This is a genomic window from Bordetella pseudohinzii (assembly GCF_000657795.2).
GTDB lineage: Bacteria > Pseudomonadota > Gammaproteobacteria > Burkholderiales > Burkholderiaceae_B > Bordetella > Bordetella pseudohinzii.
On the sequence record NZ_JHEP02000005.1, the window covers coordinates 23,718 to 46,509 of the forward strand.

Genomic DNA, 22,792 nt, shown 5'->3' on the forward strand with positions numbered 1-22,792 from the left:
TATGTTTCGACAGCGCACCATACAAAATCTCGTCCGCACGACCGGCGTCGGCGTCCATTCCGGACGGCGGGTCGAGTTGACGCTGCGCCCCGCGCAGCCCAACACGGGTATCGTGTTCCACCGCGTCGACCTGCCTCAAGTGGTCGATCTTCCCGCTCAGGCGACTGGGGTGGGCGATACCCGCATGGCCTCGGTCCTGCAACAGGGCAATGTGCGCGTGTCGACCGTCGAGCACCTGATGTCCGCCCTGGCGGGCCTGGGTATCGACAACCTGCATATCGACTTGACGGCCGAAGAAGTGCCGATCATGGACGGCAGCGCCGCGACCTTTGTGTATTTGCTGCGCTCGGCCGGCATCGTCGAACAGAACGCGCCCAAACAATTCATTCGCGTGCTCAAGCCCATCGAGGTGCGCGAGGGCGAGGGCCGCAATGAAAAATGGGCCCGCCTGGAGCCGCATGAAGGCTTCGCGCTGGCGTTTTCCATCGATTTCCGCCATCCGGCCATCGACTCGACCGCCAATTTCGCCGAGATCGATTTTGCGACCCATTCGTATGTGCGCGAGATCGCCCGCGCCCGCACCTTTGGTTTCGTCAATGAGGTCGAGGCCTTGCGTTCGATGGGCCTGGCGCGCGGCGGCAGCCTGGACAACGCCATCGTGATGGACGAATACCGCGTCCTCAACAGCGACGGGCTGCGCTATGACGACGAGTTCGTCAAGCATAAGATCCTCGACGCCATCGGCGACCTCTACCTCCTGGGCAAGCCGCTGGTGGCGCGCTATGTGGCCCAGAAGTCCGGTCACGCCCTGAACAACCAGCTGGCCCGTGCCCTGCTCCAGCAGCAGGACGCCTGGGAACTGGTCACTTATGAGTCCCAGGCGGAGGCGCCGCAGGCCTTCCGCCACGAGTGGAAGCTGGCCTGATCCGGCATTTCCTTCCATCCGGGCCCTGGCGGCCCCTGGGGCCCCCTGAGGGCCTCTTGCTTTTTGAGGGGCGGGGCGGCCTCCGCTCGTCTTATTTTTCTGCTCCGCGCCGAGGGACGGATCAGCCCTTGGTTTTGTGGTGACGCAATAGCTTGGACACGGCGTCGGCCAGGGGGCCGGGGGTCAAATGCTGCCGCAGGTCTTCGAAGGCTTTGAGGGCCGCATCGCCCAGCGGCACGGCTTCTTTCGGGGGACGGGGCGCGCGTTGTCCAGGGCGCGGCATCCCGGCTTGAATGCGGACGCTAATTTCGTTAAGGTTCCAGCCTTGCGAAGAAAGTGTCTGCGCGATGCGCGGGGCCATCTGACGCAATTTGGCCGCATGCGCCGGCCCAGGAACCGCCAGCTGCAAACGTTGATTTTCCAGCTTGGCGACGACGCAGACCGCGCCCAATGCCGGCGGCAGCACCGCTGCCACCGCCTGCTGGATCTGCAAATGCGCCCGCGCCGTCGCAAGGACGCCGGCGCCGCGCATATCGTGACCCAGCCAGCCCAGAGCGGTACGTTCGCCGGGCTTGCTGGTCGAGGAACGCGAGCGGGATGAAGGTTGTCTATTCATGCCGTTCAATAATAATAGGATGCAACCTTGAAGGTAGTGATTATGCATGCCCGGGCTGGGCAGGACCGGCATTTCACCGTCGGCGGTGGGCGTCTGGCCTTGCTCATGGGGCTGGCCTTGCTGGCGGCCGCCATGTTCGGCGCGGGTATGCAGCGTTTGCTTTTCGGCGCTTCGGCCTCGCCCTACACCGTGGACTGGCCCTCGTATGCGCGCTCGCAGTCCAACCGCGACGCCGATTTCCTGCGTGAAAATGTCAATATGCTGGCCACCAAGGTGGGCATGCTGCAGGCCAAGCTGGTCAGCATAGACGGTTTGGGACGCCGTGTCGCCGAGATCGCCGGGCTGCAATATACGGGCGGCGACGCCGCCGTCCCGGCCACGCTGCAGGAAGCCACCCATGTCATGGACGATCTGTTCACGGATCGCCAGCCGCCCACGCCCGAATCGGCCGAGGCCCTGGGCCGCCAGCTGGACGACATCCAGACGCGCATGGCCGAGCAGGCCGACAATCTCAAGCTGCTGGATGCGGCGCTGACCAGCCACTCGGCCGAGCAGGCCCGCGTGCCGACGGCCATGCCCATCAAGGAGTATCCCTATCTGAGTTCTTCGTATGGCTGGCGGCGCAACCCCGTGACGGGCCGCTATGCCATGCACGAAGGGCTGGATTTCTCCGCTCCGCCCGGCACGCCCATCCTGGCGGCCTCCGGCGGCGTGGTGCTGCTGGCCAAGGGCCAGCCCGGCTACGGCAATATGGTCGAGATCGATCATGGCAATGGCTTGGTCACCCGCTACGCCCACGCTTCGCGTCTGCTGGTCAAGGCCGGCGATGTGGTCGAGCGCGGCCAGGAAGTCGCCCGTGTCGGCTCATCGGGCCGCTCCACCGGGCCGCACCTGCACTTCGAGGTGCGCCTGGCGGGCCAGCCGCTGGATCCGCGCCTCTTCCTCGGATCGCAGAATCCCGTCGCGCCCGTCGTGGCCCAGGCCCCGCAGGGCAAGGGCGCGGCCACCCCCGCCGCGCCCTGATATGCTCGGCCGCGTTCGCGGCAGCGCTCCAGTGCGTTAAACTGGATTGTTTCCTAGCGGGGGCTCCCGCTTAACCATACACAGACAATATCGGCATGGGCGTGGCCGCCGCGTAGCTTGCGGGTGCCGCGCCCCGTGGCCGTCCCCGACACGCATGGTTTCTCTGCTCAAAAAACTCATCGGCAGCCGCAACGACCGGCTGCTCAAGCAGTACCGCAAGTTGGTCGTCCAGATCAACAATCTTGAGCCCCAGATCGCCGCCCTCTCCGATGAGGCGCTGCAGGCCAAGACGCAGGAATTCCGTGACCGCCACGCCAAGGGCAGCTCCCTGGATGACTTGCTGCCCGAGGCTTTCGCCGTGGTGCGCGAGGCGGGCAAGCGCGTGTTCGGCATGCGCCATTTCGATGTCCAGCTGCTGGGCGGCATCGCGCTGCATAACGGCAAGATCGCCGAAATGCGCACCGGCGAGGGCAAGACGCTCATGGCCACCTTGCCCGTCTACCTGAACGCCATCGCGGGCAAGGGCGTGCACGTGGTGACGGTCAACGATTACCTGGCCCGCCGCGACGCCGAATGGATGGGGCGCCTGTACCGCTATCTGGGCATGAGCACCGGCGTGGTCGTGCCGCAGCAGCCCAACGAAGAAAAGATCGCTGCCTACCGTGCCGACATCACCTACGGCACCAACAATGAATTCGGCTTCGATTACCTGCGCGACAACATGGAGTACCGTGTCGAGGACCGGCGCCAGCGCGGGCTGAACTACGCCATCGTCGACGAAGTGGACTCCATCCTGATCGATGAGGCGCGCACGCCGCTGATCATCTCCGGGCAGGCCGAAGACCACACCGAGCTCTATGTGCGCATGAACGCCGTGCCGCCGCTGCTCCAGCGCATGGCGGGCGAGCCCAAGCCGCATGAACCCGAACCCGAGGGCGACTACTGGGTCGACGAAAAGAGCCAGCAGGTCTACCTGTCCGAATCCGGTCACGAGAGCGCCGAAAAAATCCTCTCGCGGGTCGGCCTGCTGCCCGAAGGCGAGTCGCTGTACGATCCGCGGCATATCGCCCTGATGCATCACCTGATGGTGGCGCTGCGCGCGCACACGCTGTTCTTCCGCGATCAGCAATATGTGATCCAGGACGGCGAAGTCGTCATCGTCGACGAATTCACCGGCCGTCTCATGGTCGGCCGCCGCTGGTCCGATGGCCTGCACCAGGCCGTCGAAGCCAAGGAGGGCGTGAAGATCCAGCACGAGAACCAGACGCTGGCGTCCATCACCTTCCAGAACTACTTCCGCATGTACGAGAAGCTCTCGGGCATGACGGGCACCGCTGACACCGAGGCTTATGAATTCCAGGAAATCTACACCCTGGAAACGGTCATCATCCCGACCAATAAGCCGATGCAGCGCAAGGACCAGAACGATCAGGTCTTCAAGACCAATCAAGAGAAATACAACGCCATCCTCAACGACATCCGCGATTGCCATGAGCGCGGCCAGCCCGTGCTGGTGGGGACCACCAGCATCGAGAACTCGGAGCTGCTGTCCGGCCTGCTGAAGCAGGCCAAGCTGCCGCATGAGGTGCTCAATGCCAAGCAGCATGCCCGCGAAGCCGAGATCGTGGCCGAGGCCGGCAAGCCCGGCCATATCACCATCGCCACCAACATGGCCGGCCGCGGCACCGACATCGTGCTGGGGGGCAGCGTCGACAAGCAGATCGACCTCATCCATGCGGACGAATCGCTCAGCGAGGCGGACAAGACGGCCCGCATCGAGACGCTGCGCCAGGAATGGAAGCCGCTGAACGAGCGCGTCAAGGCCGCTGGCGGCCTGCGCATCATCGGCACCGAGCGCCACGAGTCGCGCCGTATCGATAACCAGCTGCGCGGCCGCGCCGGCCGCCAGGGCGATCCGGGTTCTTCGCGCTTTTATCTGTCGCTGGAAGATCCGCTCATGCGCATCTTCGCCGGCGACCGCGTGCGGGCCATCATGGAGCGCCTGAAGCTGCCCGAGGGCGAGCCCATCGAGGCGGGCATGGTGACCCGCTCCATCGAGACCGCCCAGCGCAAGGTCGAAGGCCGCAACTTCGACATCCGCAAGCAGCTGCTCGAATATGACGATGTCGCCAACGACCAGCGCAAGGTGCTCTACGCGCAGCGCAACGAGGTGTTGGAGGCAAGCTCCATCGGCGCCTCGGTCGAGAGCCTGCGCGATGCGGCCGTGACGGAGCTGTTCCGTTCCTTCGTGCCGGCCGAGTCGGTCGAAGAACAGTGGGATATCCCTGGTCTGCAGCAGGCCCTGGCGGGCGATTGGCAGTTGCAGCTGCCGCTGGCCGAGATGGTCCAGTCCGAGCCCAACCTGACCGACGAAGAGCTGCTCGAGCGCGTGCTGCAATCCGCCCGCGACGTGTACCGCTCCAAGGCCGAGTTGGTGGGGGCGGAGTCCTGGGCCCAGTTCGAACGCTCCATCATGCTCCAGGCCATCGACACGCATTGGCGCGAGCATCTGTCGGCGCTGGACTACCTGCGCCAGGGCATACATCTGCGCGGCTATGCGCAGAAGAACCCCAAGCAGGAATACAAGCGCGAGGCTTTCGAGCTTTTCTCGGGCATGTTGGACCGCATCCGCGACGACGTGGTGCGCGTGCTCATGACGGTGCGCGTGCAGTCCACCGAGCAGGTCGAGCAGGCCGAGGCCGAAGCGGCGCAACCGCATGTGCAGAACGTCCAGTATCACCATTCGGACTATGACGAAGCGCTGGCCAGCGATGCGCCCGCGGGCCAGGAGCCGGTGCGCAACGTCGTGCCCAAGGTGGGCCGCAATGATCCTTGCCCCTGCGGCAGCGGCAAGAAGTACAAGCAGTGCCACGGCAAGCTGACCTGATATGCAGCGCGCGCCGTCCGCATTCGATCACGCAGTCATCATGGTGCGCGACCGCCTGGAGGCGCTCGCGCCCCAGTATGAGCGCCAGGGTTTCCGCCTGAGCGACAAGGCGGTGCACAACCTGGGGTCGTGCAACCAGCTCATCGTCCTGGACGATACCTATATCGAGCTGCTGGGCTGGCCGCCTGGCGCGCCGCCGGCGCGCAAGGAAATCGCCGACTCGCCGCTGGGACTGGAAGCCCTGGTGTTCCGCTGCGACGATGCCGAAGCCACCTATGAGCGTCTGCGGCAGGCCGGTTTCGCGGTCAATCCGGTGCAAGAGCTGACGCGGATGGCCCGCGTGGGCGGCCGCGAGATGCAGGCGCGTTTCCACACGGTGCGCTTTGCCGAGCAGCCCATCCCCGGGTTCCGCGTGTATTTCTGCCGGCATCTGACGCCCGAGTGCGTCTGGGCGCCGGAGTTCATGGACCATCCCAACGGCGCGCGCCGCTTGGCGCGTATCGATGCCCGCGCGGCCGATGCCCAGGCCCTGGCCCGGCGCATGGCGCTGGTGGCCGATGCCGATGCGCAGCCCCAGACGGACGGCTGGGACGTCGTGCTATCCAACTTGCGCATCCATGTGGTCGAGGATGCCGCGGCCGTCACCCCCGCCCTGACCACGCTCACGCTGGCCTACCGTGACGGCTCGCAGCACGTGCTGAATACCGGGATCTGACAGGCCGGGCCGGCGAGGCCGGCCTAGTTGGCCGCGTAAGGGCCGAGGTAGTCGAGCTTGCCTATCTTGACGCCGGCATGCCGCAGCACGTCATAGGCTGTGGCTACATGAAAATAAAAGTTGGGCAGGGCAAAGGTAAACAGATAGGACGGGCCATTGAAGTTGGGCTGCAATGCGCCCAGCTTGATGCTGATGCTACGTCCTTCGGCGCCGTCGAACTTATCCGGCGCCACACTCTTGATATAGGCGATGGTGTCGGCGATGCGCTTGCGCAGCTCGTCCAGCGTGGCCTCGGTATCGGGGAAGCTGGGAGCGGCCACGCCGCTCAGGCGCTGGATGGCGAATTTGGAGGTGTCGCTGGCGCGCTGGATCTGGCCGGCCAAGGGATACATGTCTTCAGCCAGCCTGGCCTGGACCAGGGTGGCGGGGTCCAGGCCTTCGGCCTGGGCGTGAGCCTCGGCCTTGTCCAGCAGACCAGCCAGAACGTTCAGGCCGCGCACGAAGACGGGGGCCGAAGCTTGATAAATCGAGATGGGCATATTGCCTCCTGGCCCTGGGTTAGCTTTACCATCTTAGCTCTACTCGCATCCCGGGCAAACAGGCGATGCGGGAAGACGTTGGGGCTCGGGCCCTCTGACCAGATCCAAGGAAGAACAATGAAGCTCAGGCAGATTGTGGGCGGCCTATGCGCCGCCGCGGCCCTGATGACCGCGCAGGCGGCCCCGCAAAAGCCGCTGGTGCTGGTGGTGCCTTACCCGCCGGGCGGAAGCACGGACATCCTGGCCCGTATCATGCAGCCGCGCCTGTCCCAGGAGCTTGGGGGGCGTCCGGTCGTGGTGGAAAACCGCGCGGGCGCGGCGAGCCAGATCGCCACGGCTTTCGTGGCCCGGGCCGAGCCGGATGGCAGCACGCTGCTGGTGAGTTTCGACAATCACGCCATCAATCCGGCCGTCAAACCCAATCTGCCCTATGACACCTTCAAGGACTTCACGGGGATCAGCCTGACGGTGCGTTTCCCGCTGGTGATCGGGGCCAATCCCAAGGTGCCTGGCAACAATCTGGCCGAATTCCTGGCCGCCGCCCGCAAGGAGCCGGCCAACAAATACAACTATGCGTCCACGGGCGTCGGTTCTTTGAACCACCTGGCGCCGGAGGAGCTCAAACAGCGCTCCAAGGTCGACCTGCTGCACGTGCCTTACGGCGGGGCGGGTCCGGCGGTGCAGGCCGTGGTGGGCGGGCAGGCCAATATGACCTGGCTGAGTTTCGCCGCCCTGCGCGGCCAGATCCAGGCTGGCAAGATCAAGCCCCTGGCCGTGGCGGGTGACAAGCGTTTGCGCGACCTGCCGGGCGTGCCGACGCTGGCGGAGTCAGGCTTTCCGGGCCTGGTGGCGTATTCGTGGAGCGGCATGTTCGCGCCGGCCGGCACCCCGGCTCCAGTCGTCAAACAATTGACGGCGGCTTTCCAGACGGTGCTCAAGGACGCCGACGTCCGGCGCAAGCTGGAGGAAGCGGGGTTTGAGGTGGTGGGCTCGGACGGCCCGGCGCTGGACGCCTATGTGAAGACGGAATTCCAGCGCTGGGACTCCTTTATCAAGGCCAGCAATATCAGCCTGGAAAACTGAGGGCCTGGGCGCTGCCGACCGTGAGATTCACGCCGGTGGCGATGTCCGCTTGCGGCACGCCATAGATGTGCAGCGAAATCGCGGTCTGCGCCTGGGCGTTGCCCAGGCGATGGATTTGCTGCAGGCCGGGCATGGCGGTGACAATTTCGCCCGGCCGCCGGAGTTTGCCGCCGGTCGGTTCGGCCTGCCCGGTCTGGGCGTTCCAGCGGAAGTGGCTTTCGCTCAGTTGGCCTTGCAGCACCCGATAGGTGCACCAGGTCTTGTGCCCATGCACGGGGCTGAATTGCCCCTGGCGCCAGATGAGATAGGCGATGGTGAAGCGGCCTTGCGGGTCCGCATAGGCGATGTGGCGGGTGTAGTGGTCCGGATGGCCCTGGCGCAGCGCCTCGGGCAGATAGGCCAGTATGCCATCGGCGGCCGCGACGCCCTCGGCCAGTTCCGCCAGGAGGCTGGCGGCCGCCTTTTGCGCGGCGTGGTCGACCATGCGGCAAAGATCGCTCAATGGGCAGTCGCGGTCGGTCTGGAGCATGAGGTCGGGCGTAGAAGGAAACATAGGCTCTATGCTAGGGAGCTTGGCGGAGAAAGGTTTTGCCAATTCCTGGGCCATCCGAGGGGTTTTTAGCAATTCTTTGCTCGGCTTCGGCGGGCGGCTCGTGGCGGTAACGGCTGGACGCCGCCCCGGGGAAGAGGCAACATTGGGGCCCGACGGGTCTGCTTGCGCAGCCCGGGCGTGGAGGCCAATGGGGAAAAGAGCGCCGTGGACCAGACCGACATCAAGATTCTGAGCCTGCTTCAACAGGATGCCACCCGATCGGTGGCCGAGATCGCCGAGCACGTGAATCTGTCGGTGACGCCATGCTGGCGCCGCATCCAGAAGCTCAAGGACGATGGCGTCATCGCCCGCAACGCCATCCTGCTGGACCCCGCCGCCCTGGGGCTGAACCTCACGGTCTTTGTGACCATCAAGACCAGCCAGCACAACGCCAAATGGACCCAGGCATTGATCAGCGCGGTGATGGCCCTGCCGAATGTGGTGGAATTTCATCGGATGGCGGGGGATATCGACTATCTGCTGAAGGTCGTCGTCGAGGACATGGCGGCCTATGACCGCTTTTACCGCCGCCTGATCGAGGCGGTGGATCTGCTGGATGTCAGCGCCAGCTTCTCGATGGAAGTCATTAAAAGTACGACGGAATTACCGCTGCCTGGGCTGTGAATCCCGGCCGGGGAATTTTTTTTCAGCCGAGACGGGGCGCGGGGATGGGATTTTTATTTCAGTGGCTTGCAGGCCGCCAAGGTGGCAATGCATTTGCGCGGGCGCGGCCTTAGGATATCCCCCATCCTGACACGGGCAGCGACGCCCCGCATTTCCGGCCATGACGTTCTCTTCCTCGGCAACCCGCGCCGAACCGGCTTCAGTCGATGACCTGCTGCTCGGCTGGAATGGCAGCGAAGATCTCTGGGTGTTTGCCTACGGTTCGCTGATCTGGCGGCCCAACTTCAATTGGATGGAAAGACGACTGGCCACGGTGCGCGGCTATCACCGCTCGCTTTGCCTGTGGTCGCATGATCATCGCGGCTCGCCGGATCTGCCCGGCCTGGTGTTCGGCCTGGACCGTGGCGGTTGTTGCCGGGGTGTGGCTTACCGCATCGCCGCTTCAGAGGTGGTGCCGACTTTCCGGATGCTGTGGGCGCGCGAGATGCTGCGAGGCGCCTATGTGCCGCGCTGGCTGAGTTGCGAGACGGACGAGAACGCCGTGCGCGGTCTGGTCTTTCTGCTCAATCGCCGCTGCGAAGATTATGCGCGCGGCCTCTCCGAAGATCGGCTGCTGGACTCCGTGCGGCGCGCGGTGGGCCAGTCCGGGCCCTGCCTGGACTATGTGGTGCAGACGGAGCAGGCGCTGCGCGCCAGCGGCATCGACGATGGGCGTCTGGGCGCGCTGGTACGCAGGCTGGCGCAGGCGGCGGGCTGAGCCCGCCGGCGCTCAGAAGTGCCAGCGGCCGAAGACGAAGAGCACGTTGCCGTTGCCCTTGCCGCCCGGGATATAGGTGGCGTAGAGCATGGCGTCTTTATAGCCCGCGCCCACCAGGGGCAGGATGCCCGGGAAGGGCACATAACTCATGATGTCGTGGCGGGCGGTCAGGAACACCGTGTAGCCGGCGCCCAGGCGGAAGTTGTCGCTGACCTTGCCGATTTTCAGGAAGCCATAGCCCGCCAGCGGCTCGACCTTGCTGTGCGAGTCCAGGAAGGCCATGGCGTACAGGCCCTGCCAATCGCCGTCCTCGTCGTAGATGCTGCGGCCCCAGCCGCCGCCCCAGGCGTTTTCATTGAAGGAGCGGATTTTCTCGGCGCTATACATCGAGCGGTTGTGCCAGGAATATCCGGTGACGTAGAGGTCATTGCCGCCTTCGGACCAGATCTGGTCCAGGCGCTGGCAGGCGGATTGTGCCCAGGATGGCAGGCTGTCACAGGCATGGGATAGCGCGGGCAGGCAGAGCAGAAGGGCGGCGAGAAACTGGCGAAACGGAATCGACACGACGAAAACACACTGAACAAATGACAAGATCGATGCACCAAATGTACACCGATCGGCCCCCCGCTTTTGTCGTGTTTTTATAGCAGAAAGAGGGTGGCCAGCCCGAGAAAGATGAAAAACCCCAGGGAGTCGGTCGCGAAAGTCAGCAGGACCGAGGACCCGATGGCGGGGTCCTTGCCGAAACGGGCTCGGACCATGGGAACGAGCACGCCCACGCTGGCGCCGACCAGCATGTTGCAGATCATGGCCGCCATCATCACCAGGGCAATGGACAGCGAATCCGAAATGGCCCAGGCGAAGGCCGCGGCCACCAGGCTGCCGCACAGGCCGACCAGGAGGGTGACCAGCATCTCGCGCTTGACCAGTTGCCAGATGTTGCGTCCGGTGATGCGGCCCACCGCCAGCGCCCGGATGATCATGGTCATGGTCTGATTGCCGGAGTTGCCGCCGATGCCGGCCACGATGGACATCAGGAAGGCCAGGATCACGATATGGCTGACCGTGCCTTCGAAACGCGAGGCCACGAAAGACGCGGTGGCGGCCGTACAGAGGTTAAAAAGCAGCCAGGGCGCGCGATTGCGCAGGGCCATGGAGACCGGCGCGAAGATGTCTTCTTCTTGCAGACCGGCGCGGGAGAGCGCCTGCTCCTGGGAGTCTTCGCGCATTACGTCCACCACGTCGGCGATGGTGACCCGGCCGATCAGGCGGCCCTGCTCGTCGGTGACGGGCGCGGAGACGAGGTCGTAGCGCTCGAAGGCGCCCGCGGCGTCGGCATCGGAATCCAGCGGCCCCAGCGTGAGGTAGTCGGTATTCATGACCGAGCGGACCTCGGTTTCCGGCTCGCTGACCAGCAGCACGGCGATGGGCAGCACGCCTTGCAGCTTGTCCTGGCGGTCGACCACGAAGATCTGGTCGGTGTGGTCGGGCAGCTCGTGCAGGCGGCGCAGATAGCGCAGCACGACTTCGAGCGAGACGTCCTCGCGCACGCGGACCATCTCGAAGTCCATGATGGCGCCGACGCTGTCCTCGGGGTAGCCCATGGCTTCGAGGAGCTGCGCGCGCTCTTCTTCGGTGAGGCCCTTCTGGACCTCGGCCACGACGTCGGGCGGCAGGTCGGGCGCCAGGTCGGCCAGCTCGTCGGCATCCATATTGCCGGTGGCGGCCATGAGGTCCTGGCGGTCCATCGCCTCGATCAGCGACTCGCGGACCCAGTCTTCGACCTCCAACAGCACGTCGGCGTCGTGCTCGGGACTGACCAGCTGCCAGACCTGCTGGCGCGCGTCCTTGGGCAGGGACTCCAGGATGAAGGCGATATCGGCCGGGTGCAGGCGGTTGATCAGCGTCTGCAGTTCCGCCTGCTGCTGCCGCTCGACCAGGTCTTCAACCAGGCCGGCCTTGCGGTCGCCCTGCTCCTGGCGATGCACAAGATCGGAGACGACCTGCTGGCGCCGCAGGCATTCCTGGACTTCTTCCAGTGCGTGCTGGGCGTCTTCGGGGTCCAGGCGGCGGGGCGTCGCGGGAGTCTTTTGCGCGGCGGACTGCGTCATGCGAATCGGGGCTCAGAGGGTAGGCAGCGGGCGGCTGCGGCGGGCCTCGTCGGTGGCGACGTAGGTCAGCGTGGCATCGGTGACTTTGACGATTTCGGCGTCCAGCCGCTGGCGCTGCGCATAGACTTCGACTTCGACCGTGACGGACGTGGTCCCTGTCTTGACGACATGGGCGTAGAAGCTCAACAGGTCGCCGACAAAAACCGGTTTCTTGAACTGGAAGGCATTGACCGCCACGGTGGCGACACGGCCCGCGGCGCGGCGCGCCGCCGGGATGGAGCCCGCGATATCGACTTGGGACATGATCCAGCCGCCAAAGACATCGCCATGGATGTTGGCGTCGGCCGGCATCGGCATGACGCGCAATACGGGCTCTCGGCCGGCGGGCAGGGTGGTGGACTGGGGTTTGGTCGTCATGGCCGGCTCCTGATGGCGAACCGACCGATTATGCAGGAAAAACGCGACCCGGGCGTGTCGTCGGCGGCCCGGGTCGGCGATCAGGCGGCCAGTTTGACGATGCCGTAGCCGCCGGCCAGCAGCCAGATGTACAGAATAAAGCCCAGCGCCAGCACGCGCGGGCCGGCCTTGCGGATCTGCGCAAAGCGGGTTTCGATGCCCAGGGCCGTCATGGCCATGGTGAGCACGAAGACGTCCAGGCGGCGAATGGCGGTGATGAGTTCGGCGGGCAGGACATTGAGCGAATTGACGATGGCCAGCGCCAGGAAACCGACCGCGAACCAGGGCACCGGCAGGCGGCCGCCGCCTTGGGCGGACTCGTCGCTGCCGCGGCTGCGCAGCCACATGCCCAGCACCAGCAGCACCGGCACCAGCAGGGCGACGCGGGTCATCTTCACGATGGTGGCGACTTCGGTCGTGGCCGGGTCGATATTGCTGGCCGCGCCGACGACCTGGGCGACCTCATGTATGGTGCCGCCGATATAGATGCCCAGCGCCTGGGTATCGAAATCGAGCCAGCCCGCGTGATAGGCCACCGGGTAGAGAAACATGGACAGTGTGCCGAAGAGCACCACCGTGGCCACGGCGACGGCGCTTTTGTGGGGGGCGGCGCGCAGGGTGGGCTCGAAGGCGAGCACGGCCGCGGCGCCGCAGATGGCGCTGCCGGCCGAGGTCAGCATGGCGGTGTCGCGGTCCAGCCCCAGCAGCCGCTGGCCGACCACGGTGCCGATGACCAGGGTGCCCACGACCACGGCCACGGAAACCGCCAGGCCGGGCAGGCCGACGGCCATGATCTGCTGGATGCTGATGTTCAGGCCATAGAAGGCCACCGCGATGCGCAATAGCCGCCGCGCGGTGAAGTTGACGCCCACGCCCCAGTCCGCCGGCATGGTGCCGCGCAGGAAGTTGCCGTAGAGCATGCCGCACACGATGCCGACCACCAGCGGCGAGAAGCCCAGCTGCTTGATGGCGGGGATATCGGCCAGCTGCACGACGGCGCCGGCCATGAGGGCGACAAAAAGCACGCCGTTGAATTTGTCGCGCCAGGGAGTGGGGGCGGGGAGGGCTGCGGTTGACATGGGTAGGGGGATAACTAAATAACTGGAGGAAATATTACGGCCTTGCCAGTTATCTGAAAAATCTTTATTTTCTATATGTAATATAAGAATTTCCGATATTTTCCATGACACCCGACCAGCTCCTGAGCTTTGCCTGCGTGGCCGACCTCGGCAATATCAGCCGCGCCGCGCAGCAGCTGCATCTGTCCCAGCCCGCGCTGTCGGGCCAGCTGCGCATGTTGCAGGAGTGGTTCGGCGAGCCGCTGTATCGCCGCAGCGGCCATGGCATTGCCCTGACCGAGGCCGGCGAGCGCCTGGCCGCCCACGCCCGGCAGCTGCGCCAGGTCTATGGCCAGGCGCGCGCCATGCGCGACGCGTGGCGCGGTCTGGAGACGGGGTCTTTACGCCTGGGCGGCAGCACGACGCCGGCCAGCTATCTCCTGCCCGCCCTGGTGGCGCAGTTCCGGGCGGACTACCCCTCGGTCAGCCTGCATCTATCGGATGGCAACACCCGCCAGATCGTGGAGCGGCTGCCCACGCTGGACCTGGCTTTCATCGAAGGGCAGGTGCCCGCGGGCCTGCCCGCCGATACCGAAGTCCATGCCTGGCGGCGCGATGAGGTCGTGGCCATCGTGCGCGCCGACCATGCGCTGGCGCGGCGCGGCACGGCGACGCTGGCGGAACTGGCCTCGCTGCCGCTGGTCATGCGCGAGCCGGGTTCGGGCGTCAGGCGGCTGGTGGAACAGGCTTTCGAGCAGGCCGCGCTGCCCGTGGTGGCGGGTCTGGAGCTGGCCGGGGTGGAGGGCGTGAAGCAGGCGGTGCGCGCCGGGCTGGGCGTGGGCTTTGTTTCGGTGATGTCCATGCGCCACGAGGATGGCACCCTGGCCGCGCTGCGCATCGCGCCCGAGGCCATGACGCGCACGCTGAGCATCCTGGTGCCGCACGCGCAAGCCTGCTCGCGCGCGGCACGGCGCTTCCTGGCCGCCTGTCAGGCGGCCGTCTGAGGCGCGGCCGGCTGGGCCAGCCACTTGAGCGCCAGCTGGCTCCAGTAGGTGGCGCCCAGCGGGATCAGCTCGTCATTGAAGTCATAGCTGCCGTTGTGCAGCATGCAGGGACCGGCCCCGTGCCCGGCGTCGCGGTGATCGCCGCTGCCGTTGCCTATCCAGACGTAGCAGCCGGGTTTTTCCTGGAGCATGAAGGCGAAGTCTTCCGCGCCCATGGTGGGCGTGACCTTGTCGAAGACATTGTCCTGTCCCACGATGTCGCGCATCACCTCGACCGCGAACGCGGTCTCGGCGGCGTGATTGATGGTGGGCGGATAGTTGCGCATGAACTCGAACTCGAGGTCGCAGTTCATGGCCGCGCAGGTATGCCGGGCGATTTCTTCCATGCGGCGCTCGATCAGGTCCAGGGTCTCCAGCGTGAAGGTCCGGACGGTGCCGCGCATCTCGGCGTCGTTGGGCACGACGTTGTCGGCGCTGCCGGTGTGGATCTGGGTGATGGACAGCACGGCGGCTTCGAGCGGCGCGCGGTTGCGGGTGATGATGGTCTGCAGGCTCTGGGCCAGCTGCACCGCGGTCATGACCGGGTCCACGCCCAGATGGGGCATGCCGGCATGGGTGCCCTTGCCGGTGATGCGGATGACGAACTCATTGGCCGACGCCATGATGGGGCCGGCCGTGACGCCGAACTGGCCGGCGCGCATGCCGGGCCAGTTGTGCATGCCGAACACCGCGTCCATGGGGAAGCGGGTGAACAGGCCGTCGTCGATCATGCGCTTGGCGCCGCCGCCGCCTTCTTCGGCGGGCTGGAAGATGACATAGACCGTGCCGGCGAAATCCCGGTGCTGGGCCACCAGATAGCGCGCCGCGCCCAACAGCATGGCCGTGTGGCCGTCATGGCCGCAGGCGTGCATCTTGCCGCCGTGCTGGCTGGCATGCGCGAAGGTGTTGATTTCCTGCATGGGCAGGGCGTCCAGGTCGGCGCGCAGGCCCACGGCGCGCGGGCCCGCCTGTTTGCCCTTGATGATGCCGACCACGCCGGTGCCGCCCAGGCCGCGATCGACGTCGATGCCCCAATCCTGCAGGCGCTGGGCCACCAGATCGGCGGTGCGGAATTCTTCGAAGGCGAGTTCGGGATGCGCATGGATATCGCGCCTGAGCGCGGCGATCTCTTCGCGCCAGGCGAGGATGGGTTCGAGGATCTTCATGCGGAAATCTCTATATGTGAGCAGGAACTTTTGAAGGGTATCATCAAACAAAAAACAAACTAAATGGAGGCAAACCCATGCTGCGACCCTGGCTCGCGCACTATCCGCAGGGCGTTCCCACCGAGATCTCCACCGAACCCTATACCTCGCTGACCGACCTGCTGGACCAGGCCTGCCAGCGCCATGCCGGGCGCATCGCCTGCACGGCCATGGGCAGTGATATCCGTTTTCGCCAGATCGACGAGTGGGCGCGCGCCTTTGCCGCCTGGCTGCAGGCCCGCGGCCTGGAACGCGGGAGCCGGGTCGCCCTGATGATGCCCAATGTGCCAGCCTATCTGGTGGCGCTGCTGGGCACCTTCCGGGCGGGCATGGTGGTGGTCAACGTCAATCCGCTCTACAAGGCCGACGAGCTGGAGCGCCAGCTGCTCGACAGCGGCGCGGAGACCATCGTCATCCTGGAGAACTTCGCGGCCACCTTGCAGGCCGTGGGCAATCGCGGCGCGCTCAAGCATGTGGTGGTGGTGGGGCCCGGCGACCTGCTGGGCGGCCTGAAGGCGCCCCTGGTCAATTTTGCGGCGCGGCATATCAAGAAGCTGGTGCCGGCATGGCATGTGGACGGGGCCTGGCCGTGGACGCGCGTCCTGCAGGAAGGCGCCCGCGCGAACTTTTCGGCGCCGGCCCTGGGCATGAGCGACCTGGCGGTGCTGCAATACACCGGCGGCACGACGGGCGTGCCCAAAGGGGCGATGCTGTCGCATGGCAATCTGGTGGCCAATGTGCTGCAGGTCGCGGCCATGGCGCGGCCGGTGCTGGGCGATCTGGGCGGCCCGCAGCTGACGGTGATCAGCGCCTTGCCGCTCTACCATGTGTTTGCCCTGACGGTGTGCGGGCTGTTCGGCATGCACGCCGGCATGCGCAATCTGCTGATCATCAATCCCCGCGACCAGGCCGCCCTGATCGCGGCCTGGAGGCGCGCGCCGGTCAATGTCTTTCCGGGCGTCAACACCTTGTTCAATGCGCTGGCCGGCAATCCGGCCTTTGCCGCCCTGGATTTTTCCGGCCTGCGCCTGACCCTGGGCGGCGGCATGGCGGTCCAGCCTTCGGTGGCCGAGCGCTGGCTGCAGATCACCGGCCATCCGCTGATCGAGGGCTATGGCCTGTCGGAGACCTCGCCGGTGGCGACCGTCAATCCCACCAGTTCGGCGGCCTATTCGGGGTCCATCGGCCTGCCGCTGCCGTCGACCGACCTGGCCATCCTGGATGACCAAGGCAATGAAGTGCCGCTGGGCGAACGCGGCGAGGTCGCGATCCGCGGCCCCCAGGTCATGGCCGGCTATTGGGGCAAGCCCGAGGAAACCCGCCTGGTCATGACGGCCGACGGCTTTTTCCGCACGGGCGACATCGGCATCATGGACGAGCGCGGCTATACGCGCATCGTCGACCGCAAGAAGGACATGATCGCCGTGTCCGGCTTCAAGGTCTATCCGAACGAGGTGGAGGCCGTCATCGCGGCCTGCCCGGGGGTGCAGGAGTGCGCCGTGATCGGCGTGCCCGATGAGCATTCGGGCGAGGCGGTGCGCGCCTATGTGGTCAGGCGCGACCCGTCGGTCAGCGAGGCCGATATCCTCAAATGGTGCGAAAGCCGGCTGACGGGCTATAAGCGCCCGCGCGCCGTGGTGTTCCGCGATGAGCTGCCCAAGAGCAATGTGGGCAAGATCCTGCGGCGCGAGCTGCGCGACGAAGTCCTGGCGGGGCAGGGCTGAGCCCGCGCCTGGTTGTCTTCAGGCGGGCACCCTGAGGTGGGGCGTGATCATGTCGTGCAGGGATTCGTACACGGCCGGATTGCCCGCCACCAGGCGGCCGGCGACCGGCCAGGGATCCTGGCGGTCCATGTCGCGGCAGATGCCGCCGGCTTCGCGCACGATCAGGGTGCCCGCGGCGACATCCCAGGGCGCCAGGCCCATTTCCCAGTAGCCATCGTAGCGGCCGCAGGCGACCCAGGCCAGGTCGAGCGCCGCCGCGCCCATGCGGCGCACGCCGCGCACGCGGCAGATGGCGTCGTTAAGCATGGGCATGTATTCGGGCGCGAAGGAAAAGTCGCGGAAGGGGAAACCGGTGGCCAGCACGGCGTCTTCCAGGCGCGGCGTGCGCGAGCAGGAAATGCGCCGGCCGTTGAGCCAGGAGCCGATGCCGTAGACGCCGGCGAACAGCTCTTCGCGGTTGGGATCGTAGACCACGCCGATGACGGGCGTGTCTTCTTGCAGGGGCGCGCCAGGCGAGGCCTGGGTGCCGGCATGCGCCACCAGGGCAATGGAAACGGCGTAATGCGGGATGCCGCTGAGAAAATTCGTGGTGCCGTCCAGGGGGTCGATATACCAGGTGGCCGGGCCTTGGGCCGCGCCGCCGGTTTCCTCGGCGACAATGCCGTAGGCCGGGCTGCGTTCGCGCAGGATTTCCAGGATGGCGGCTTCCGCTTCGCGGTCGGCCTGAGAGACCAGGTCGTTGCGGGCCTTGTGATCGATGATGAGGTCGCTGCGGTGATGGGCATACGACTGCAAGATGGCCGCGCCGGCGTGCGCCGCGCTCACCGCGATATCAATGGCGGCGCCGAGATCGAGCATCGCCTTGGGGGGGAGAGTCTCTGAGCTTTGCATGAGTCGAGTGTAAGCCCAGGCAACTCGAACGCTGTTTTTTTACGACAATTTAATCTTTTGGCGTGGCTTGAGGCCAACGCATTCCTGACCGGCGGGCCGTATCGCCGCAAAACCATGTCTTCCGCTTACATCCCTCTGACACCCGCGCTTACCGATCTGGACGATGACGGCCGCCTTTTCAGCCGGCAGTACGGCGATGTCTATAACAGCCCTTCCGATGCGCTGGGCCAGGCGCGGGCAGTGTTCCTGCACGGCAATGGCCTGCCGCGGCGCTGGCGCGGGCGCGAGTCTTTCACGGTGTGCGAAACCGGCTTCGGCCTGGGGACCAATTTCCTGGCGCTCTGGCAGGCCTGGCGGGACGATCCGGCGCGCTGCGGCCGTCTGCACATGCTGTCCATCGAGGGGCATCCCTTCTCGCGGGAGGCCTATCGCGGCCTGTGCGAAAGCCAGGTGCCCGAAGCCCTGCGCGGCCTGGCGCGCGAACTGGCCGGGCAGTGGCCGGCGCTGCTGCCCGGCCTGCATCGGCTGGAGTTCGAGTCCGGGGCGGTCACGCTGACCCTGGCCTTCGGCGTCATCGAGCAGATGGTCCCGCGTGTGTCGGCCTGCGTGGACGCCTTTTTCCTGGACGGCTTTGCGCCCAAGGTGAATCCGGCCATGTGGGAGCCGGCCCTGCTGCGCCGTCTGCTGCGCCTGGGCAATGCCCAGGCCACGCTGGCGACCTGGAGCAGCGCCGGCTTCGTGCGCCGGGCTTTGCAGGAGGCCGGCTTCGAGGTCGAGCGCGTGGCCGGGTTCGGCGGCAAGCATCACATGACGGTGGGGCGCCGCGCGGCCTGGGCGGCCAAGCATGCGCCCCAGCCCGTGCGAGCGCCGCGCCAGCCCGTGGTGGTGGTCGGGGCCGGGCTGGCGGGCGCTGGCGTGGCCCATGCCCTGGCCCTGCGCGGCCTGGCCGTCAGCCTGGTGGCCGAGCCGGCCGCCGCGCATGGCGGGCATCTGGCCGCCGCCCTGACGCCGGTGGTCGCCCGCGACGACAACTCCCGGGCCCGGCTGGCGCGCGCGGGCAGTCAGCGCGCGCTGCGCCGCTGGGCCGGACTGGCGGCCGTGAGCCGGGTGGGCACGCTGCATCTGGAGCGCGACGCGGGGCGCACCGCCGACCTGGCCGAAACCCTGCGCATCCTGGCCTTGCCGCCGGAGTGGGTGCGCGAAGTGGCGCGCGAGGAGGCCTCGGCGCTGGCGGGCCTGCCGGTGGCGCGCGGCGGGCTCTATTTCGGCGACGGCCTGCTGGTGCGTCCCCAGGCGCTGATCGACAGCCTCTTGGCCCAGCCGGGGATCGCCCGCATCACCGGGCGCGCGGCCAGGCTGGCCCGTGGCGCCCATGCCTGGCAGGTCCTGGACGGCGAGGGCAGGCTGTTGGCGGAAGGAGAGCAGGTCATCCTGGCCAATGCCCTGGGCGCGCGGATCGTCCTGCAGGACAGCGGCCTGCTGGACGGTCTGCCCCGCCTGGCCCAGATGCATGCCTTGGCCGGAGAGGTGAGCCATGTGCCCGCGGCGCGGCTTGCGGGCGGGCCGCGCTGCATCGTCGCCGGAGAAGGCTATCTCCTGCCCGCGGTCGACGGCTGGTGCGTGGCGGGCAGCACCTATGCCCATGGCGCCTCGGCCAGCGAGGTCAGCCGCGCCGGCAGGCAAACCAATCTGGACAAGGTGGCGGGTCTGTTGGGCGAGCCGCTGGGCGAGCCGCCGGGCGCCCCCTTGCTTGGCTGGGCCGGCTGGCGCGCCGTGCTGCCTGGCCGGCTGCCTGCGGTGGGCGAGTTGCCGCGGGCGCCCGGCATCAGCCTGGCCACTGGCTATGCCTCGCGCGGCCTGAGCTGGTCGGCGCTCATGGGCGATGTGACCGCCGCCCGGCTTTGCGGCGAACCCCTGCCCCTGGAGACCGATTTGCTGGCTTCGATCGCCCCGCGCTGAGCGGGATATGTCGTTATTTAGGGAAAAATAAAAGCCGTTAATGGATTTTTATTCCGGATTTGCCCCCGAAAAGCCATCCTGGGCGTAGAGTGAATGCGTACTCGCAACGCCGCTTGCCGGCGGATGGTGGCGCCCGATCGAAATACGACTTCAAGGGCGAAACAGGGACCGAGTTTATTTCGGGGGCCAAATCCGTCAAAATAACGACTTTTATTGGTTTTTGGCTAAAGCCGGGGGATGCTCTGTGCCGCCGAAGTACGACTTTGCTCATACTAATCAACTCGATACCATCGAGTTGCTGACATCCCGCCCCAGCCGCATCGACTTTGACGCAGGCGGTGGCTTGCATCTGGTGGTCGAGGCACACGCGCCGGGCGTCTTTCGCCTGCGCAGTGGCGAGGCAGGCCTGTTGACAGACGACAAACCCGGCGCGCGGGCGCGCGCCGTGGCGGAAATGCTGCTGGCCCGCCAGGAAGCCGTGGGCGAGGCGACGATCGCGCCGCGCGACGACGCCGAAGGCTGGCGCATCACGCAAGGCGACGTGTCCTTGGAGCTGCGCACGGATCCCTTGCGGCTGACCCTGTATCGCGGCGAGACCGATGTGCTTGCATCCTCTCTGTCCCCGCACAATCCGCCTTTCGGGCACAACGCCCTGGACGAGGCCGACGAGGCGGTATGGACGATGGCCTTCGCCTTGCGCGATGGCGAGGCCGTCTACGGCCTGGGCGAAACCCCGGGCGACCTGAACCGCCGCCAGGAGTCGGTGGTCTCGGATGACCCCGAACACCGCGCCTTGCCGCTGGCCTGGAGCCCGCGCGGCTGGGGCGTCTACGCCAACACCGTGCGCCGGGTCGAGCACAGCGTCGGCGTCGCGCCGGACGAGGACAGCTACGTGCTGACACTGGATGACCCGGTGCTCGATGTGTTCCTGTTCGCCGGCGATCCCGCTGAAATCCTCAACCAGTATTCGGCGCTGACCGGCCGCGCCGGCCAGCCGGTGCTCTGGGCCATGGGCGCCTGGCTGCAGCAGGCCGCGGGCCAGATGCCGGCCGAGACGGCCGCGCTGGTCGAAGAATTCCGCGGCCGGCAGGTGGCCCTGGACGCCGTGATGCTGGCCCTGCCTGCGGCCTGGGGCTTCCAGGCCGACAAGTCGGCCATCGAATGGGACGCCCAGCGGTTTCCGGATGCGCGCCAGACGCTCGCGCTGTTCCACAAACTGCATGCGCATGTCGCCGGCCATGGTTTTCCGGCCGTGCTCAAGCACACTCCGCTTTTCGAAGAACTCGAAGATCGCGGCTGGCTGCTGACGCGCGACGACGGCAGCGCCCAGGTCTTTGACGGCAATGCGGCCACGGCGGGCCAGCCCTATGGCCTGCTGGACCTGACCTACCGCGACGCCTATGCCCTCTGGGTCGAGCGTCATCGGCAGTTGGTCGACGACGGCCTGGATACGCCGGCCTGCAATGCCCAGATCGCCATCCCCGACGGCGTGTCCGCGCGCAACGGCGAGACCGGCCCGGCGCTGCGCACGATCTATCCGCTGCTGGCGCGCCGCGCCCTGTTCGACGCGGTGGCGGGGCACAAGGTGCCGCCGGAGGGCGTGGTGCCCAGCACCGACCTTTTCCCGGCCGCCCAGCGCCTGCCCTGGCAGTCCGGTCCCCAGGTGAGCAATGACTGGGCCGGCCTGCAGCACACCCTGCGCACCGCGCTGTCGATCGGCGCCAGCGGGCTGCCGGTCCAGGTGCACAACCTCGGTTCGGCCACGGCCAGCCTGGAGGGCATGACCCCCGAGCTGTATGTGCGCTGGCTGACGGCCAATGTGTTCTCCGCCAATTTCAGCTTCCAGGGCGTGCCGGGGCTGCTGCCCTGGGCTTTCGGCCCGGAGACGCTGGCGCACGTCCAGACCTGGATGCAATGGCGCTACCGCCTCATCCCCTATGTGCTGGGCGCGATCGAAGACGCCGCGCGCACTGGCTTGCCGGTGCAGCGTTCGATGGCGATGTCTTTCCCGAACGACCCCGACGCTCATGCCTGGGACCTGCAATACCTGCTGGGGCCGGCCTTGCTCGTGGCGCCCATGCTGGAGCCGGGCGACAAGGCGCGCGTGTACCTGCCCAAGGGCGAGGCCTGGTGGGACCTGAACACCGGCCATCGCTACGAGGGCGGCACGACCTGGACGCTGGACTGTGGCCTGGGGCAGTTCCCCGTGTTCGGCCGCGAGGGACATATGCTCTGCCTGGGGCCGGTGGCCCAGCATACGGGCGAGTTCAATTCGGCCCGCATTCTCGATGAGGTCTGGATGTTTGGCATGCCGGTGCACAACCCGGTCGTCATGCGGAATAAAATCCGGGTGATGCAGATGCAGGGCTCCAGTTACATCAAGGGGCTGGAAGGCCTGCGCATCCTGCCGTCCGAAGGCCTGGAAGTGAAGCGGCGCGGGGCGGAAGTGCGCATTTCCCGAGCCCGCTGATCCGATGCCGGCCATGGCCGGCCTCTTTCCGACGGTTTTCTCCTGACCCGATCCGCGCCGGCGCGTGGTTCGGGTCTATGTCCTTCTATATAACCAATGGTTATTAAAAGAGGA

At 66.5% G+C, this 22,792-nt stretch carries 20 protein-coding genes; 11 read left to right on the forward strand and 9 right to left on the reverse strand.

Annotated features, from left to right (window positions below; translation table 11 throughout):
* Position 1 precedes the first annotated feature (1 nt).
* Positions 2–925 (forward strand): UDP-3-O-acyl-N-acetylglucosamine deacetylase, encoded by a 924-nt coding sequence (gene lpxC / locus L540_RS08325; protein WP_043215272.1) that lies wholly within the window; start codon positions 2–4, stop codon positions 923–925.
* A gap of 121 nt (positions 926–1,046) precedes the next feature.
* Here lpxC and L540_RS08330 read toward each other — a convergent pair whose 3' ends face one another.
* The gene (locus L540_RS08330; RefSeq protein WP_180961663.1) at positions 1,047–1,457 is read right to left on the reverse strand and encodes a flagellar hook-length control protein FliK; all 411 of its coding nucleotides are present in this window, start codon (positions 1,455–1,457) and stop codon (positions 1,047–1,049) included.
* 126 nt (positions 1,458–1,583) lie between these two features.
* Between L540_RS08330 and L540_RS08335 the strand changes: the two genes are divergently transcribed.
* The 3 genes from L540_RS08335 (at position 1,584) to L540_RS08345 (ending at position 6,166) form a co-directional block, all read left to right on the forward strand.
* On the forward strand, positions 1,584–2,564 hold the full coding sequence (locus tag L540_RS08335; protein ID WP_043215268.1) for a M23 family metallopeptidase: 981 nt from the start codon (positions 1,584–1,586) through the stop codon (positions 2,562–2,564).
* A 154-nt stretch (positions 2,565–2,718) separates the two neighbouring features.
* A complete protein-coding gene (gene secA, locus L540_RS08340) occupies positions 2,719–5,451 on the forward strand; it encodes a preprotein translocase subunit SecA (RefSeq protein ID WP_043215267.1) in 2,733 nt (910 codons plus the stop codon).
* A 1-nt stretch (position 5,452) separates the two neighbouring features.
* Positions 5,453–6,166 carry a VOC family protein gene (locus tag L540_RS08345; RefSeq protein ID WP_043215265.1) on the forward strand — a complete coding sequence of 238 codons (714 nt, stop codon included), beginning with the start codon at positions 5,453–5,455 and terminating at the stop codon, positions 6,164–6,166.
* 23 nt (positions 6,167–6,189) lie between these two features.
* Here L540_RS08345 and L540_RS08350 read toward each other — a convergent pair whose 3' ends face one another.
* The gene (locus L540_RS08350) at positions 6,190–6,705 is read right to left on the reverse strand and encodes a DUF1993 domain-containing protein (protein WP_043215263.1); all 516 of its coding nucleotides are present in this window, start codon (positions 6,703–6,705) and stop codon (positions 6,190–6,192) included.
* A 117-nt stretch (positions 6,706–6,822) separates the two neighbouring features.
* On the opposite strand from L540_RS08350, the gene L540_RS08355 reads away from it, so the two are divergent.
* The gene (locus tag L540_RS08355) at positions 6,823–7,788 is read left to right on the forward strand and encodes a tripartite tricarboxylate transporter substrate binding protein (RefSeq protein WP_043215261.1); all 966 of its coding nucleotides are present in this window, start codon (positions 6,823–6,825) and stop codon (positions 7,786–7,788) included.
* On the opposite strand, the gene L540_RS08360 is transcribed toward L540_RS08355, so the two are convergent.
* Positions 7,772–8,341 carry a cysteine dioxygenase family protein gene (locus L540_RS08360; protein ID WP_372432926.1) on the reverse strand — a complete coding sequence of 190 codons (570 nt, stop codon included), beginning with the start codon at positions 8,339–8,341 and terminating at the stop codon, positions 7,772–7,774. The two genes, L540_RS08355 and L540_RS08360, sit on opposite strands and share 17 nt — an antisense overlap.
* A 204-nt stretch (positions 8,342–8,545) precedes the next feature.
* Here L540_RS08360 and L540_RS08365 point away from each other — a divergent pair, with 204 nt between their 5' ends.
* Both L540_RS08365 and L540_RS08370 read left to right on the forward strand, forming a co-directional pair.
* Entirely contained in the window at positions 8,546–9,004 is a 459-nt protein-coding gene (locus tag L540_RS08365; protein WP_043215636.1) for an Lrp/AsnC family transcriptional regulator, read from the forward strand.
* A 160-nt stretch (positions 9,005–9,164) separates the two neighbouring features.
* The gene (locus tag L540_RS08370; protein ID WP_043215259.1) at positions 9,165–9,761 is read left to right on the forward strand and encodes a gamma-glutamylcyclotransferase; all 597 of its coding nucleotides are present in this window, start codon (positions 9,165–9,167) and stop codon (positions 9,759–9,761) included.
* A gap of 12 nt (positions 9,762–9,773) precedes the next feature.
* Here the strand turns inward: L540_RS08370 and pagP are convergent, their stop codons facing one another.
* From pagP to L540_RS08390, 4 genes are all read right to left on the reverse strand, one after another.
* On the reverse strand, positions 9,774–10,319 hold the full coding sequence (gene pagP / locus L540_RS08375; RefSeq protein ID WP_043215634.1) for a lipid IV(A) palmitoyltransferase PagP: 546 nt from the start codon (positions 10,317–10,319) through the stop codon (positions 9,774–9,776).
* Between the two features lie 83 nt (positions 10,320–10,402).
* Positions 10,403–11,872: a magnesium transporter gene (mgtE, locus tag L540_RS08380; RefSeq protein ID WP_043215256.1), complete on the reverse strand. Its 1,470-nt coding sequence runs from the start codon at positions 11,870–11,872 to the stop codon at positions 10,403–10,405.
* A gap of 12 nt (positions 11,873–11,884) precedes the next feature.
* On the reverse strand, positions 11,885–12,289 hold the full coding sequence (locus L540_RS08385) for an acyl-CoA thioesterase (RefSeq protein ID WP_043215254.1): 405 nt from the start codon (positions 12,287–12,289) through the stop codon (positions 11,885–11,887).
* An 80-nt stretch (positions 12,290–12,369) separates the two neighbouring features.
* Positions 12,370–13,407 (reverse strand): YeiH family protein, encoded by a 1,038-nt coding sequence (locus L540_RS08390; RefSeq protein ID WP_043215251.1) that lies wholly within the window; start codon positions 13,405–13,407, stop codon positions 12,370–12,372.
* A gap of 104 nt (positions 13,408–13,511) precedes the next feature.
* Between L540_RS08390 and L540_RS08395 the strand changes: the two genes are divergently transcribed.
* Positions 13,512–14,390 (forward strand): LysR family transcriptional regulator, encoded by an 879-nt coding sequence (locus L540_RS08395; RefSeq protein WP_043215250.1) that lies wholly within the window; start codon positions 13,512–13,514, stop codon positions 14,388–14,390.
* Here L540_RS08395 and L540_RS08400 read toward each other — a convergent pair.
* Positions 14,375–15,595, reverse strand: a complete 1,221-nt coding sequence (locus L540_RS08400; protein ID WP_043215248.1) for a M20 aminoacylase family protein — start codon at positions 15,593–15,595, stop codon at positions 14,375–14,377. The two genes, L540_RS08395 and L540_RS08400, sit on opposite strands and share 16 nt — an antisense overlap.
* Positions 15,596–15,672: 77 nt before the next feature.
* Between L540_RS08400 and L540_RS08405 the strand changes: the two genes are divergently transcribed.
* A complete protein-coding gene (locus L540_RS08405; RefSeq protein WP_043215246.1) occupies positions 15,673–17,358 on the forward strand; it encodes an AMP-binding protein in 1,686 nt (561 codons plus the stop codon).
* 18 nt (positions 17,359–17,376) lie between these two features.
* On the opposite strand, the gene L540_RS08410 is transcribed toward L540_RS08405, so the two are convergent.
* Positions 17,377–18,249, reverse strand: a complete 873-nt coding sequence (locus L540_RS08410) for an inositol monophosphatase family protein (protein ID WP_043215243.1) — start codon at positions 18,247–18,249, stop codon at positions 17,377–17,379.
* Positions 18,250–18,363: 114 nt separating this feature from the next.
* Here L540_RS08410 and mnmC point away from each other — a divergent pair, with 114 nt between their 5' ends.
* Together mnmC and L540_RS08420 are read left to right on the forward strand one after the other, a co-directional pair.
* A complete protein-coding gene (gene mnmC / locus L540_RS08415; protein WP_043215632.1) occupies positions 18,364–20,208 on the forward strand; it encodes a bifunctional tRNA (5-methylaminomethyl-2-thiouridine)(34)-methyltransferase MnmC2/FAD-dependent 5-carboxymethylaminomethyl-2-thiouridine(34) oxidoreductase MnmC1 in 1,845 nt (614 codons plus the stop codon).
* Between the two features lie 244 nt (positions 20,209–20,452).
* Positions 20,453–22,678 carry a glycoside hydrolase family 31 protein gene (locus tag L540_RS08420; protein WP_043215241.1) on the forward strand — a complete coding sequence of 742 codons (2,226 nt, stop codon included), beginning with the start codon at positions 20,453–20,455 and terminating at the stop codon, positions 22,676–22,678.
* Positions 22,679–22,792 lie beyond the last annotated feature (114 nt).

What these genes read in the sequence shown, in the direction of transcription:
- lpxC (WP_043215272.1), top strand. Translation starts at nt 2, where the DNA reads ATGTTTCGACAGCGCACCATACAAAATCTCGTCCGCACGACCGGCGTC.
- L540_RS08330 (WP_180961663.1), bottom strand. Translation starts at nt 1,457, where the DNA reads ATGCGCGGCGCCGGCGTCCTTGCGACGGCGCGGGCGCATTTGCAGATC.
- L540_RS08335 (WP_043215268.1), top strand. Translation starts at nt 1,584, where the DNA reads ATGCATGCCCGGGCTGGGCAGGACCGGCATTTCACCGTCGGCGGTGGG.
- secA (WP_043215267.1), top strand. Translation starts at nt 2,719, where the DNA reads ATGGTTTCTCTGCTCAAAAAACTCATCGGCAGCCGCAACGACCGGCTG.
- L540_RS08345 (WP_043215265.1), top strand. Translation starts at nt 5,453, where the DNA reads ATGCAGCGCGCGCCGTCCGCATTCGATCACGCAGTCATCATGGTGCGC.
- L540_RS08350 (WP_043215263.1), bottom strand. Translation starts at nt 6,705, where the DNA reads ATGCCCATCTCGATTTATCAAGCTTCGGCCCCCGTCTTCGTGCGCGGC.
- L540_RS08355 (WP_043215261.1), top strand. Translation starts at nt 6,823, where the DNA reads ATGAAGCTCAGGCAGATTGTGGGCGGCCTATGCGCCGCCGCGGCCCTG.
- L540_RS08360 (WP_372432926.1), bottom strand. Translation starts at nt 8,341, where the DNA reads ATGTTTCCTTCTACGCCCGACCTCATGCTCCAGACCGACCGCGACTGC.
- L540_RS08370 (WP_043215259.1), top strand. Translation starts at nt 9,165, where the DNA reads ATGACGTTCTCTTCCTCGGCAACCCGCGCCGAACCGGCTTCAGTCGAT.
- mgtE (WP_043215256.1), bottom strand. Translation starts at nt 11,872, where the DNA reads ATGACGCAGTCCGCCGCGCAAAAGACTCCCGCGACGCCCCGCCGCCTG.
- L540_RS08385 (WP_043215254.1), bottom strand. Translation starts at nt 12,289, where the DNA reads ATGACGACCAAACCCCAGTCCACCACCCTGCCCGCCGGCCGAGAGCCC.
- L540_RS08390 (WP_043215251.1), bottom strand. Translation starts at nt 13,407, where the DNA reads ATGTCAACCGCAGCCCTCCCCGCCCCCACTCCCTGGCGCGACAAATTC.
- L540_RS08395 (WP_043215250.1), top strand. Translation starts at nt 13,512, where the DNA reads ATGACACCCGACCAGCTCCTGAGCTTTGCCTGCGTGGCCGACCTCGGC.
- L540_RS08400 (WP_043215248.1), bottom strand. Translation starts at nt 15,595, where the DNA reads ATGAAGATCCTCGAACCCATCCTCGCCTGGCGCGAAGAGATCGCCGCG.
- L540_RS08405 (WP_043215246.1), top strand. Translation starts at nt 15,673, where the DNA reads ATGCTGCGACCCTGGCTCGCGCACTATCCGCAGGGCGTTCCCACCGAG.
- L540_RS08410 (WP_043215243.1), bottom strand. Translation starts at nt 18,249, where the DNA reads ATGCAAAGCTCAGAGACTCTCCCCCCCAAGGCGATGCTCGATCTCGGC.
- mnmC (WP_043215632.1), top strand. Translation starts at nt 18,364, where the DNA reads ATGTCTTCCGCTTACATCCCTCTGACACCCGCGCTTACCGATCTGGAC.